The following is a 13,541-nucleotide window of genomic DNA, read 5'->3' as shown; positions in this document are numbered from 1 at the left end:
ATTCTTTCTCTCCTGTTTTTTTAAGAAAACATTCCCCCCAGTGTTCCCCCGGCAGTACATAAAAGCAAAGCAGTGATTCTTTCTTTTGAAATTAAGACCTGATTTTCATAAAAGAACATGGAGATGACCAGCAAAATTAAGAAATAAAGCAGTCCGATCATGAATCCCCAGATAAATTTTCTTCTTCCCATCTTATGACCCACAAAAAATCCTGCGAATACTGATGCTAAAATGTATGTAACCGTCACTCCAATATTTGCAATTTTGATGCCTGCACTGGTTTGATACATAAAAAATGCAAGCGCACATAACACAATGCCAGTTAAAATATATGCGGCAACCAAACTTTGCACAAGATACATCCCTTTTTTTTCTGTTTTCATTGTTCATCCTCCTTTTATAATTAATCTATGAATTCCCTTTGGCTTCTATTCCTTTTTGTGCTAAACTAGCACATAGAAATCGAATCCATATCCAGCTGGTTTTCACTACACAAATTAGGAGGTCTTTATGATTGATCTGCACATACATTCTACTTGCTCAGACGGAACTTTTACCCCTGAAGAACTGGTTTCGGAAGCTGCCAAAATCGGTCTCTCTGCCTTTTCCATTACCGATCATGACACTACCGAAGGAATTCCAAGGATCCTTGCGCTCCCTCTCCCGGAAAATCTTAAGTTTCTTCCGGGAATCGAAATCTCATGTGATATCGCTCGGCAGGAAATTCATATTCTTGGTTATGGAATTCAGTGGAACCATGAACATTTAAATGATACTTTACGTTCTCTTCAGAAAAAACGAATGCAGCGTAATCTAAAAATAATCCAACGTTTTCAAAAAGACGGATATCCCATAACTTTGGAAAAATTGCAGCAAGGCAATCCAAACACAGTTATCACACGCGCTCATTTTTCCAGAGTTTTGGTTGAAGAGGGAATTTGCACTTCCACAAATCATGCTTTTTCTAAATTTTTAGGCGAGAAATGTAAATATTATATACCAAAACCATCTTTTTCTCCGGAAGACGGTATCAAAATGATTCTTAACGCCGGCGGAACACCGGTTCTTGCCCATCCGTTTCTCTATCATTTTTCCAATTTTCAATTAAAACATCTGATAGAGTCTTTGAAAGAAAACGGTCTGGAAGGAATCGAGGTCTACCACTCTTCTCATCACACAGGACAAATCATGAAGCTTCGTCAGTGGCAGAAAGAATATCATTTGCTTGCCACCGGCGGATCTGATTTTCACGGTTCCAACAAGCCGGACATCGGACTGGGGATCGGACGCGGTCCCCTCTATGTTCCCGATGAACTATTTTACCGTCTCAGAGAGAATATCAATTTGTAATATGAGAAATCCAGAAGAATTTCCCAAAATTACCGGAAGTGCCAAAAGGCACATTCCGGAATTATAAGCGATCCCCAGAGTCTTGGGCAAGCCTGGACTTTGGCTCATTTCTGTCAAAAAAAATAAAGCGGAAAATCCGCTTTATTTTTTACTCTTCCTCAGAACCGGCATTTGGCTTTTCAAGTGCCTTAACCGCTGTCTTTTCCATTGGAATACGGCAGTGTTTATCATTCCCAAACTCTACAATAATTGTAGATTCATCAATCGTATCAACTACGATACCGTAAAATCCACTATGTGTCAGTACACTGTCTCCGACTTCCAGAGCTGACAGCAGTGCTCTCATCTCTTCCTCTTGCTTTTTCTGTGGCCGAATTGTCAAAAAATACATCAATGCGAACATCACCACAAGCAGAAGAATTGTGCCTGTTGTACTCATTTCCTTCCTCCATCTATTTACTTCAAAATTATTGATTCATCATACCATCCAACTTATGCTTCTTATATTCTTTATAATTTCCATGTTCGATGGCTTCACGAATCTCACTCATCATTGTATTATAAAAATACAAGTTATGCAAGACGCATAATCGCATTCCAAGCATTTCTTTTGCTTTCAGAAGATGCCTTATATATGCTCTGCTATAACTTCTACACGCCGGGCATTGACAACCTTCCTCGATCGGACGATGATCCAGTTCATACTTTTTATTAAACATATTCAATTTTCCATGATTCGTATACACATGCCCATGACGCCCATTTCTGGTAGGATAAACACAATCAAAAAAATCTACACCACGATCCACAGCCTCTAAAATATTCGCCGGGGTCCCAACTCCCATCAAATAGGTCGGCTTATTTTCCGGCAAATGCGGCACCGTTGCCTCAATAATTCGATACATTTCCTCATGACTTTCACCAACTGCAAGCCCTCCGAGAGCATATCCATCCAGATCCAGTTTTGAAATCTCCTGTGCGTGTGCAATGCGAATGTCCTCAAAAGTGCCTCCCTGATTAATGCCAAACAGCATCTGATTTGGATTTACGGCATCCTCCAGTGAATTCAGCCGTTCCATCTCAGATTTACAGCGCTCCAACCAGCGAGTGGTGCGGTCTACAGAATTCTGCATATACTCTCTGGTAGCAGGATGCGGCGGACATTCATCAAAAGCCATCGCAATGGTTGATCCCAGGTTGGACTGAATCTGCATACTTTCTTCCGGTCCCATAAAAATTTTTCTTCCGTCAATATGAGAGGAAAAAGATACCCCTTCTTCCTTAATCTTTCGCAGTTTTGCCAGAGAAAACACTTGAAATCCACCGGAATCCGTCAGAATCGGACGATCCCAATTCATAAATTGATGAAGCCCTCCAAATTTCTTGATCAGGCGATCCCCTGTCCTTACGTGAAGATGATATGTATTCGAAAGCTCCACCTGCGTTCCAATCTCTCTCAAATCATCGGTACTCACAGCCCCTTTAATTGCCGCTGCTGTTCCAACGTTCATAAAAACCGGAGTTTCTATCACTCCATGTACTGTTTTAAGACGCCCTCGTTTTGCCATCCCATCCTTTTTCAATAATTCGTACATCTATGCCACCATCACTCATATATTTTTTTAATTTTTGTCATTGTTGATCCCAAATTCCTCAAAATACCATCTAAGACTGTAACTGCAGCCATTGATTCTACCACAACAACCGCTCTTGGAACAATCATTGGATCATGTCTTCCCTGAATCTGCAATTTTACATTTTCGCCTCTCCGGTTAACCGTATTTTGCATTTGCGCAATCGACGGCGTCGGTTTGACTGCTGCCCGAAAAGTAATTAAACTTCCGTCACTCATTCCTCCCAGCACACCTCCGGAATGATTAGTACTCTTTTGAATCTTTTCACCTTCCGAAAGAAATTCATCGTTGTTTTGAGATCCGCATAAATCTGCCGCCGCAAATCCATCTCCGATTTCAAACCCTTTGACTGCCCCAATGGACATGATTGCCTTGGAAAGCTCTGCATCCAGCTTATCAAAAACAGGTTCCCCGATTCCGGGAGTCAATCCTTTTATTACACATTCAATCACACCGCCGACAGAATCCATCTCTCGTATCATTTGATCCGCTTTTTCTCTCACCTTTTGTGCGGCAAACTGATCCGGCATATAGAAAGAATTTCTTTCTATTTCCTGTTCATCAAAACGCTCCTTTGAGATCTCAATTCCCGCAATCCTTCGGGAATATGCCATAATGCGAATGCCCAATTCTTTCAGAACCTTCGCTGCCACAGCGCCTGCCGCAACCCTTCCGATGGTTTCCCTTCCCGAAGACCTACCGCCGCCTCGATAATCCCGAAATCCATACTTCATATCATAAGTATAATCTGCATGTCCCGGCCGGTAAATATCCTGAATATTCTTATAGTCTTTGGATCTTTGATCTTTATTATATACGACCATAGAAATCGGAGTTCCGGTTGTCTTTCCCTCAAATACTCCTGACAATATTTCCACCGCATCCGTTTCTTTTCTCTGCGTTGTGTATCTCGACTGTCCGGGTTTTCTGCGATCCAAATATTTCTGCACATCTTCCTCACAAAGAGACAGTCCCGCCGGACATCCGTCAATTACAACTCCGACGCCTGCTCCATGGGTCTCGCCCCAGGTGGTAATCCGAAAATTTGTGCCAAAACTTGATCCTGCCATGTGTCATCCTTCCTACAAATTAATTTTTGCCAGCAGATCGCCAAGACTGGTTCCTGCTGCTTCCTCAGTATACTCTACACCGACTTCTTTTGCTCTCTCCGCTGCCTGTGCATCTTCTTCCAATGCCTTCATGCTCAGGCTAACTTTGCCATTGGAAACCTTGATAATCTTTACTGTAACTTTCTGTCCTTCTTTCACAACCTCTTCCGGAGTTTTCACTCTTTTCTGGCTCATTTGTGAAATATGAATCAATCCGCTGATTCCATCTCCAATCGCAACAAACGCTCCATAAGGCATCAGATTTTCCACCGTACCCTCTACAACTGTTCCGACTTTTAAATCGTTGATCTTCTTTTCGCGCTCCATACGCTCTTTCTCTCTTGCTACGGCTTTTGCGGACAATACCAGACGTTGATTTTCCGGTTCCACGGTAATAATTTTAGCCTCCACTTCTTTTTGAAGCCAGGTATTTAAATCTTCCACATATTTTGTAGATAATAAAGACGCCGGGATAAATCCGCGGATTCCCTCTACATAAACGATCACTCCGCCGTTTACAACGCCTCCCACAGTCAGAGACAAAATATCGCCGTTTTCTTTCATCTGTTCCAAATGTGCCCAAACGGCATCTTCATTTGTTTCTGCTTTTTTCAATGATTCTTCCAATTGTTCTTCAAACTGCTCCATTGTTTCTTTTACTTCTTCTGCCATAATCTTCACTCCTCCACACTATTCAAATACATACATGAACAGTATTATAGCATAGAATTCCAAAGATTATAACCTTGTTCTTTTCTTTTTTATCATTCCAACCAAAAAAATAATGGAGAAACACCCCAGCAGCCAAGCAAAATCATTTTTCTCCTGCCTGTCTTGTTTTTTTGCAGAAGCCGAGTCTGTCTTATTTAAAATCTCCTTCACCGGATCTGGAACTGCTCGGGTTACTGTAAACCTTATCCGCTGTCTCAAAACGTTTCCTGCCTCATCCACAGCTTTGATAAAGAACTTATGATCCCCCGGCTCCAGTCTCCTGAAAATCGCTTTATTGTTTGAAATCTCTGCCTCTGCGCCGTCGATTTTCACAATCCGGATACGATCTCTCCGGTTTTGCAAAGATACTTCCAGGGTGGTTCCATATTCACATGCACTCTTTTGATCCAGCCCTCGAATGACCACGGAAGGTTTCTTTCTATCATAGATTAAATGAATTGTTTCTGAAGATTTTTTTGTCCCGTTGATGTCTTTTAAATGAAGCTGTACTTTGTAGACTCCGTCATCTTTCACCGGCTGTAACGTCGTAATCTGCTTTCCTTTCCACATATATTCTACTTTTTTGCCGTTTAATAAGAAACCTGCCACCTGCACCGGCTCCAGACTTTCGACAAGAAATGTCGGCTTTAAATTATCACTGGTTACATATTTTCCCTTTTTACCTTTCTCAAGAAACTGAATTTGGATTCCCTTTTGATTTAAAGTAAAATTCCAAGATTTTTCCTTTTGATTTCCTGCCAGATCCTTTGCAGTAATTTTTAAATGATAATGCCCATCTTTACGAATTTTTTGAGGTTTCCACCTTTTGTTGTTTAGAAAAATTTCTGTCGCCTCCGAATCCAAATGGTCATCTGAAATTTTTATTTTAAGCTTCATTGCTCTTTGATAGGACATTCGATGCTTCACCCCCGCTACAAATATTTGCGGCTTTATCAAATCCGTCTCAAAATTTTTTCCTTCCTGCTTTGTCTGATTCCCTGCAGCATCCTCTGCCTGAATTTCAAGATGATGTTTTTTATTTCCTTCAAAAAAAAGTTCTGTCACATAACCGTCCCCCTGTTTTTTCCAGGAACCTTTCCTCCTTCCCGTCGTATCCATCTGAATCTGTTCTGCATTCAAATTGGCATCGAAAATCCAAATGGCTGCTTTTTGACGCTTTAATATATTGTTCTTAGGAAATGCCTTCTCATACTCGATAGAGATCCTTGGCTTTTTTGTGTCTACGCAAAAAAGATACGAAACTCTTTCAGAAGCATTGCCCGCCTGGTCAACGCTCCATGCCAAAAGTTTATAGTTTCCATCTCTTTGAATCTTTGGTATCTGATTTATTTTCGTCCACTGATCCTTGGATGATAAATCCAGCAAACGAAAATATACATCTGCCGGCGGTCCCTCCCGGTTTTTTGAAACTGTAAAAGAAAGCTCCGGATTCTCTTGATACCAATATCCTTTTTTAGCGATTTGTTTGCAAATAACCTTGGGTTTCCCTGGAGATTTTCTCCACAATTTTACCGGAATTTTTAGAAGTTCTCCCTCCCTTCCTGCTTTGGAAACCGCACGCACAGACACCAGTTCATCCATATTTTCACAGAACGAAATTTTTGCCTCTTTCATTGTGTTCCATCGTCCGCTTCCAACTTTGTACTCATATTTTTCAATTCCGGAAACCGCACATGAGCCATAAGCAGAAATACAAATCTCATCTCCACTCCAGCTTCCGGGACGATACTTCCCCAAGCTGACCTTCGGCACTATCGGATTTTTTAATTCTACGATCGCCTCCTGCAGGTATACACATGTTCCTTTATATTCTATTAGAATCTGGTATTTTCCCTCTTCCTTACAGTAAACTTTTGCACGTTCTCCATACTTCCATTCTCCTTCCCACTGTCTTTGATTCACAAAGATCTTAAGATCCCGATGTCTCACGTTCTCCTGTAACGAAATTTCGAGAATTGCACTTTCCCGAAATATATGCTCTCTGCCCTCTCCGATCCATTCCACTTTTATAGGATTCGGATTTGCAAAAGTATCTTCTTTTTGAATCCACACAGCAGAGATCAACAATATTCCAAAGACCAGTAATATCATAGCTTTCTCTTTCATAACCCTAATTTCCTCCTCAATCCTTCAGCCTGTTCCCCCATTAATTTCGTATTCTGCCTTCCCTCCTGAAACACTACTTTAGCTTTCTCCCATCGCTTTTCTCTGCACAAATAGATCACATACTCCAAATAGCACTCAGGTACATTGGAATATTTCTTTAGAAATTCCTCATAATATCTGTCGACCTTCTGATGTTTCTCATCAAAATACAATATTTTTCTCCGATATAATTGCCATGCTTCCAAAGGGTCCATTGTCTCATGCAGCGGACGGCTTGTTTCCTGAAGAAACTCCTGCGCTTCTCCCTGTTTTGCGCGGTATTCATAAAGTTCCAAACGCTCCTGCTGCCAGAGCCGTCTCTGTTTTTCGTCCTTCGCAGTCTTCTCCATTTTGCACAGAAGTTCCCATGCCCTTCTCCATGACTCTTTTTCATCCGGCATCCGATCTGCCCAAAAAATGTATTGCCCCATAAAAAAACGCATCGCCCCTATGGATTTTGCATCTTGCTCACAGTATAAAAGATCCTTCCACATCTGCTCTCCTTCTGCTATGTTTTGTCTCCGAATTCCTTGGAGAATCCGAAGGTATGCACTTTCTTTCTCATCCGGCTTTCTTATCATTGAAAAATATTGACAGGCCAGATCATAATCTGCCGGTTCTCCATTCTCCCCAAACAGATAAGAAGTTCCCTTCTTTCGCAGCACACGATTCTCCCGTTGATTTTTCACAGCCTTTTTTTCTGCAACCTCCACCCCTCGCTCCAAATGCCTGCTTTGTTCTCCCTTGTAAAAAACACACGAAGCCGCAGCAAGAATTCCTACCATTCTTCCGGTCTTCTCCAGTTCCATCCAAAAAAACCTCTTTCTCAGATCATTGATAAGCTCCCTTACTGATCCATATCTTTCACCGGCGTCCTTCCCGGTACACCGTTTTATCATCTCCCTCACTCTGCCGGAACAAGCTTTCCCTCCGCAAAATTGCATCATCTTCCCAAGGCTGTATATATCCATCCTTACATCGGCACTCACCCCTTTTTTCCTTTGCTCCGGAGCTGAAAAGTCTTTTGTGCCATAAGCTTCTATCTCCTCCCCAATTTGTGCGGAAATTCCGAAATCAATAAGAAAGATCTCTCCTTGCGGCTTTATCAGCACATTTTCCGGTTTTAAATCCATATGAACCATTCCACAGGCGTGGACGTTTCCAACAATCTCACAAATTCTCAGCATCCATAAAAATAATTGCCGTTCTCCCGGAATTCCCTTCTGCATCATCCATTGCCGGATCGATGTTCCCTGAATATACTCCATTACCAGAATCCAATATCCCAGTTCTTTTCCGCTTTTCAATATATTAGGAATTCCCGAATACTGCATCATTTTTTCCAAAACCTGTTTTTCGCGCCGCCAGTGTTTCTCTTCCGAGACCATCTTCATTACCAATTTCTGACCGGTCACACAATCCGCGCAAAGGCAAACGGTTCCCATGCCTCCTTCTGCCAGTTTCGTTAACATTTGATATCGTCCAAGCCATAAATGATTTATGATTTTTCCGGTATCTTCACCAGAATGCAGGACAGATTGTCCAACTCTCCTCTTTCTTTTACTTTTTGAAAACAATTCTGCACCCACACTTTCATCTGCTCTTTTGATGCCTCCACCTGATAAATTTCTTCCTCCTCCAAATGTCCATAAAATCCATCGGTACACAATAAAAATTCCATGCCCGGCTTTAGTCTCCCCTGATAACAGTCGACACAAATATCCTTTGTAACCCCGACACACTGAATGAGAATATGTCTTCTAGGATCAGTCCTTGCCTGCTCCTTCGTTAAATGCCCTGCCTTCACTTCGAGCTGAACCAGAGTATGATCGGTTGTTACAAATTTTCTCTGACGGTCAAACCAATAAGTTCTGGAATCTCCTACGTTTAACACAAAAAATTTCTCTCCGGCTACAAAAAGTAAAGTCAGGGTGCTTCCCATAGATTCCTCTGTTCCCTGACTCATTAATAAAAGATTATCATTTATTTTTTGAATTAATTGTATTAGATTTTTCTGAATTTCATCTATATCCTTTTCTTTGAGCCCGGCGCAAAGAGTGTCATCAAACCACTGTTTCAATACTTCAATAATATAATGACTGGCAATCTCACCTCTGCGCAGTCCTCCCATTCCGTCACAAACCGCAGCCATCAAATATAGCTTCCCCCTTTCCTCTTTCTGGCGCATTAAATATGCATCTTGATTCGATGAACGTCCATTCCCAATGTCCGTCATTCCAATTGTATCTATCATATCTTCCTCCCTGCCTTCATCTTACTGAACAAAAATTTTTCATTTCGCAGCCTTCTCCCGTACATCATGTGCATCCCACAAAGCGTTTTTATAACATAGGGAAGTCAGAACTTTCCTAGTATTATAAAGAAAGACCCTGCAGCTCATCCTGTGCAGGGTCTTCTTTCTATTCTTCTGTATCATCGTCCAGCGGTTCCTCACCGTCAATCTCTTTTTGGAGCACCTCAATATCTCCGCGAAGTTTTTCAATCAGATTAAACAAATCAATGTAATCTGCCTGTGGATAATCCATCTGGTCTTCAAAATATTTTTCTCCCACCTGGCGATACAGATCGTTCAACTGTTTTTTTGCGATCCGAAGATCATTGTGACGTTTCGCAGAATCTGCAACCTCTTTTGCCTTCTGCGCCGCTGCCTTTCCCGTGGTAGAAATTGTCTCCTCAAGCCTTCCAAAAAAATCTTTTGACATATACGCTCACTTCCAATCGTTTTTCTTTAGTATACCTTACCTGAAGATGCAAGTCCAGTGAAATTGTTATCCTTTCCTGCGACATTTTCTATAGATAAAAAATCCCATTCCCGTTCCCGAAATTGCAAAGAACAGCCACCATTTCTTCTCTCCTGAATCTCCTGTTTGAGGAGCACCTGTCGCAGAGCTGTCGGGGAGATCTGCGGAACCCTTCACCCCCTCATCTCTCTTTGCAATCTGAATGGTCTGCTGTGCTGATACCGGATCTGCGTTATCTGCTCTGGATTTTGCCGTATTTTCGACCTTTTTCCCTGCAAGCTTTTTGGATTTTACTTTCGTTTGATATTTGACCGTAATCTCCTCGTCATAAGAAAGATGTCTGTTGGTCGCAATTTGAAATGCCTGGTCAGTCAGCTGGATGGAACACTGATCTGTAATATTTTTTCCGTCCGGTCCGATGACTTTTATACCATTTCCTAAAATCTCCACTCCTTTCTGTGAAAGCTGGTCTTCGATGACCACCTTCTTTGCAACTGCATCTTTCACTGTCTGCGTCACTTTCAACTGATAATCGCACACATCACCAACCTGATAAACTGTCTGCGCAGTTTTTTTCATCATCGAGAGCCTTGGAATCACCGTTTCCATCACCACAGTACAGTCATCTCTGCACGGAGCTGTATCTTCACTGGAAGCCACTGCCGTATTTTTAATATCTCCGGTTATCATCTCTGCAAACTTCACTTGATAAACCACGATAATTTCATCTTGATCACTGAGGTCCTTTCCCGTGATAATCTGAAATTGCCGATTTCCTTCTTCCATAAGAATCTCACATTGGCTTGTGATATTCTCCCCATTATATTTAACGCGAATTCCTGAAATTTCCATCCCTTCTTTTTCAAAGGCATCCGCAATGACAACCTGATGCGCCGTCATTCCCTGATTTTTCTCTGTTACACGAAGCTCATAGGTTCCGATCTGTCCTTCTTTATATACTTTATGATCCGATGATTTCAAAAGATTCAATACTGGAGGTTTTAAAACAATGATATTTTCATCCTGATCCTGAGGAGTATTTTCACTTTGTACCACCGCTACATTTTTTACGGCACCGTCTATTTTTTTCTCAAAAAACACTCGATAGCTGACTTCTAAAATATCATTTTCACCTAAGTCCTTCCCTGTCTCGATATTAAAATGATGATTTTTTATCTCTATCTTACATTCCTTCGTAATATCCTGCTCATTAAAAAAAACTTTTAAATCCGTAATCCTCATTCCTTCTTTTTCAAAGGCGTCGGTTATCTTTACATTTTTTGCAGTTAACCCTTCTTTCTTTTGCGTAATTTGAAGTTGATAGGTTCCGGTTTCTCCCACACTGTAAATTTTTTTATCCGATTGTTTCAAAATCTGAAGCTGCGGCGCCTTCACTTTGACCGTTTCCAGTGCTTCTCCTCCTCCGGACGGAATTTCCGGGTCATCTCTGATTACGTTCTGATTGCTGTTCTTTGTTGCCTCAGCTTTTACGATATTTTCAATTACTTTTCCCTCCAGGCCTTCCTTCTCTATCACCGCCTGATAACTAACCTCAATCTTATCTGTCAGAGAAAGCTCCTCGTAGTGCCCCGTTTCCTTCCCAAAAGAAGATTCAAGAGCCGGAATTGCTCCATTTTTCAATTCCAGCGGGGTCCTGATCTTATAGCTGCGCCCGTCATCTCCAAATGTAATCTCACAATTCTTTGTGACATCCAACCCGCCGGAAACTACGCAAAGAGTTCCGGGAACTATTCGGACACCCGCTGTTTTCATTTCGTCTCTGATCACCAAATCTCTCATAAAGGTCCCTTTATTTTGATTGGTCAGCGTAATTTGGTAAGAAATAGTATCTCCCTTTTTATAAATCTTCTGAGGCGCATTTTTTACCACATCGGTTTTCGGTGAATTGATGTATACCTGTTTCTGATCTTTGGTGTCCGGAACCCCTGCTGCCCATGCGGACGCCTCATTATCTATAAGAGTTCCATTGGATAAAACGCTCCCCCTCACCGTATAGGAAATCACTACTTGGTTTCTGTAAGGCAGTGCATAATCTCCTCTGGACTTTAAAATCCATCCATTTTTCTCCTTCTTCAAAACATAATTTTCCTTCTCTATTCCGCTGACTTTCACCGAACTCAGATCCAGCTCTGCTGCTTTCGGCAGAGAAAGATCCTGAATTGTAAAATAAGCAGTCTCCGCCTTCTCATTTTCATTCTTTACTGTAACTTGATATTTCATTTGATCTTTCACCTGATATTCATAGGCTTCCACCTGTTTTTTTATCAACAGACCGGGGGAATCCCCCTTCTGTTTCGGCAGTTCTATTTCACAGACAACTTCATTGGTCGGCATATTTTTACCGTCAACGATCGTTTCTCCCTGATTTTTCTCTGTTATCACCGTTTTTACTTCATTATAATGCCCATGCTCCTGCCATTTCTTTCGCAGTACATTCAACTGCTCCTTTGTGGCATTTTCCGGAATATCCATGCGCACTTTTATGCGCAGCACATATTCTCCTCGCTGATAAAATTCTGAATCTTTCGGATTTTTAAGCGTTGCCTTCACCAGATTTCCTTCCTTGGAAATATCAAATTCTCCGCTGACATCACTGCCATCTCCATAAACTTTTGCTTCTAGAATTTCCAGACAGGATTCTACCTGATCCCGAAATATGAAATTTTCATAGTAATGAGCCTGCGGAATACCGTCAGCGATGGTCTGTCGAACTTCAAAATCCCATATTTCTGCCAAATGTTTTGCCGTATAATGTTCTGTTTCTGTCCCCTCCGGCGTTCTAATTACTTTCTCCGGAGCCGAAGTATCAAACCGCACCATATTCTGTCCTGATCCCACATATTGTTCCTGCCCGGTCGGCACCCTCTCCAGCTTTCTTCCAAACGTATACTCAAAGGAATCTGACACAAACGTAAATCCGACACAAGTAAAATCCTCACTGGAATAATTTTCATCAAAGTCCGCATAGTAAACACTGGAGGTTCCTGACTTCCCATAACTGAGCTTTGTATTTTTGGAAACATATTCTCCATGAATCTTATCTGCCTTCATACCAACATACTGTCTTGTGTCAAGATCCTTTAATGTGATATTGCTCCGAATGGTTACCGGCGTATTTGTTCCCGCTTTGTAGAAATGACTTTTCATCGTCATTTCCTCAATTCCCACATAGGCACACCCGCAGACGCCCGTTCCAATTGCAATATAGCCATCCTCCTGATGATATTTTTCAAAATCTGTTACTGTCATAACCAGATCAAGCTTCTCCCAACGCCCATTGCTTCCATCGGATTCACATTGATAAATCAGCAAATTGGTTTTACGAATTTGGATTTCTCCCGGTGTATTATTTTGTGTTTGAAACCATGTGTATTTTTTTAAAAATGCCGGCATGTTCACTGCCGGAGGTTCCTTGGAAGCCGTTCCTTTTTCAATCCTTGTTTTGGTCTGCTGCGTTTCTTGAATCTTAAATCCATACGCAGCATCCACTTTGAGCGCCTTCGTATCATCAAATGATGAAAATTTATGTGTCTCATCAGCCCATCCGCTCCCAATTGGCACTGCGTTTTGAACGCTTAATTGTGCAACTGCTTCTCTGTGACACAAGATCGAAAACAAGATCGAAAGCATCAAAGAAATCGCTGTCCAAAATAACAAAGACCCTCTTTTGATTTTCCTCATAATTTACTCTCCTTGTCTTTTCATATCCATCGGTTTCCCCTCATTCTCCAACAGACAAATTGTCTCATAGCCTCCCGGCTCCCCTCATTCTGATGACAGGCTGCACT

Annotated in this window: 11 protein-coding genes; 1 reads left to right on the top strand and 10 read right to left on the bottom strand. The window is 41.6% G+C overall.

Annotated features, from left to right (window positions below; translation table 11 throughout):
- Positions 1-20: 20 nt before the first annotated feature.
- Positions 21-383, bottom strand: coding sequence for a TIGR04086 family membrane protein (locus AC27EF_RS02670; RefSeq protein WP_487108679.1), 363 nt, complete (start codon positions 381-383; stop codon positions 21-23).
- A gap of 127 nt (positions 384-510) precedes the next feature.
- Here AC27EF_RS02670 and AC27EF_RS02665 point away from each other — a divergent pair, with 127 nt between their 5' ends.
- The gene (locus tag AC27EF_RS02665; protein WP_487108678.1) at positions 511-1,350 is read left to right on the top strand and encodes a PHP domain-containing protein; all 840 of its coding nucleotides are present in this window, start codon (positions 511-513) and stop codon (positions 1,348-1,350) included.
- Between the two features lie 148 nt (positions 1,351-1,498).
- Here AC27EF_RS02665 and yajC read toward each other — a convergent pair whose 3' ends face one another.
- From yajC to AC27EF_RS02620, 9 genes are all read right to left on the bottom strand, one after another.
- Positions 1,499-1,789: a preprotein translocase subunit YajC gene (gene yajC, locus AC27EF_RS02660; protein ID WP_487108677.1), complete on the bottom strand. Its 291-nt coding sequence runs from the start codon at positions 1,787-1,789 to the stop codon at positions 1,499-1,501.
- Positions 1,790-1,817: 28 nt separating this feature from the next.
- A complete protein-coding gene (gene tgt / locus AC27EF_RS02655) occupies positions 1,818-2,945 on the bottom strand; it encodes a tRNA guanosine(34) transglycosylase Tgt (protein ID WP_487108676.1) in 1,128 nt (375 codons plus the stop codon).
- 11 nt (positions 2,946-2,956) lie between these two features.
- A complete protein-coding gene (gene aroC, locus AC27EF_RS02650) occupies positions 2,957-4,054 on the bottom strand; it encodes a chorismate synthase (RefSeq protein WP_487108675.1) in 1,098 nt (365 codons plus the stop codon).
- A gap of 12 nt (positions 4,055-4,066) precedes the next feature.
- On the bottom strand, positions 4,067-4,765 hold the full coding sequence (locus AC27EF_RS02645) for a S1 RNA-binding domain-containing protein (RefSeq protein ID WP_487108674.1): 699 nt from the start codon (positions 4,763-4,765) through the stop codon (positions 4,067-4,069).
- Between the two features lie 66 nt (positions 4,766-4,831).
- Positions 4,832-6,931 carry a hypothetical protein gene (locus AC27EF_RS02640; RefSeq protein WP_487108672.1) on the bottom strand — a complete coding sequence of 700 codons (2,100 nt, stop codon included), beginning with the start codon at positions 6,929-6,931 and terminating at the stop codon, positions 4,832-4,834.
- Positions 6,928-8,442, bottom strand: coding sequence for a serine/threonine protein kinase (locus AC27EF_RS02635; RefSeq protein WP_487108671.1), 1,515 nt, complete (start codon positions 8,440-8,442; stop codon positions 6,928-6,930). Before AC27EF_RS02635 ends, AC27EF_RS02640 begins: the two co-directional genes overlap by 4 nt.
- A 26-nt stretch (positions 8,443-8,468) precedes the next feature.
- Positions 8,469-9,224 (bottom strand): PP2C family protein-serine/threonine phosphatase, encoded by a 756-nt coding sequence (locus AC27EF_RS02630; protein WP_487108670.1) that lies wholly within the window; start codon positions 9,222-9,224, stop codon positions 8,469-8,471.
- 166 nt (positions 9,225-9,390) lie between these two features.
- Positions 9,391-9,693 carry a hypothetical protein gene (locus AC27EF_RS02625; protein ID WP_487108669.1) on the bottom strand — a complete coding sequence of 101 codons (303 nt, stop codon included), beginning with the start codon at positions 9,691-9,693 and terminating at the stop codon, positions 9,391-9,393.
- 66 nt (positions 9,694-9,759) lie between these two features.
- Positions 9,760-13,434 carry an isopeptide-forming domain-containing fimbrial protein gene (locus AC27EF_RS02620; RefSeq protein WP_487108668.1) on the bottom strand — a complete coding sequence of 1,225 codons (3,675 nt, stop codon included), beginning with the start codon at positions 13,432-13,434 and terminating at the stop codon, positions 9,760-9,762.
- Positions 13,435-13,541 lie beyond the last annotated feature (107 nt).

It is taken from the genome of Anaerostipes stercorihominis (assembly GCF_057535655.1).
Note: the sequence above shows the minus strand (reverse complement) of the source record. Positions and strands in the feature narration are given on the sequence as shown.

Coding starts and splice junctions, on each gene's coding strand:
- yajC (WP_487108677.1), bottom strand. CDS start 1,789: ATGAGTACAACAGGCACAATTCTTCTGCTTGTGGTGATGTTCGCATTG.
- AC27EF_RS02625 (WP_487108669.1), bottom strand. CDS start 9,693: ATGTCAAAAGATTTTTTTGGAAGGCTTGAGGAGACAATTTCTACCACG.
- tgt (WP_487108676.1), bottom strand. CDS start 2,945: ATGTACGAATTATTGAAAAAGGATGGGATGGCAAAACGAGGGCGTCTT.
- aroC (WP_487108675.1), bottom strand. CDS start 4,054: ATGGCAGGATCAAGTTTTGGCACAAATTTTCGGATTACCACCTGGGGC.
- AC27EF_RS02630 (WP_487108670.1), bottom strand. CDS start 9,224: ATGATAGATACAATTGGAATGACGGACATTGGGAATGGACGTTCATCG.
- AC27EF_RS02665 (WP_487108678.1), top strand. CDS start 511: ATGATTGATCTGCACATACATTCTACTTGCTCAGACGGAACTTTTACC.
- AC27EF_RS02645 (WP_487108674.1), bottom strand. CDS start 4,765: ATGGCAGAAGAAGTAAAAGAAACAATGGAGCAGTTTGAAGAACAATTG.
- AC27EF_RS02640 (WP_487108672.1), bottom strand. CDS start 6,931: ATGAAAGAGAAAGCTATGATATTACTGGTCTTTGGAATATTGTTGATC.
- AC27EF_RS02620 (WP_487108668.1), bottom strand. CDS start 13,434: ATGAGGAAAATCAAAAGAGGGTCTTTGTTATTTTGGACAGCGATTTCT.
- AC27EF_RS02670 (WP_487108679.1), bottom strand. CDS start 383: ATGAAAACAGAAAAAAAAGGGATGTATCTTGTGCAAAGTTTGGTTGCC.
- AC27EF_RS02635 (WP_487108671.1), bottom strand. CDS start 8,442: ATGTTAACGAAACTGGCAGAAGGAGGCATGGGAACCGTTTGCCTTTGC.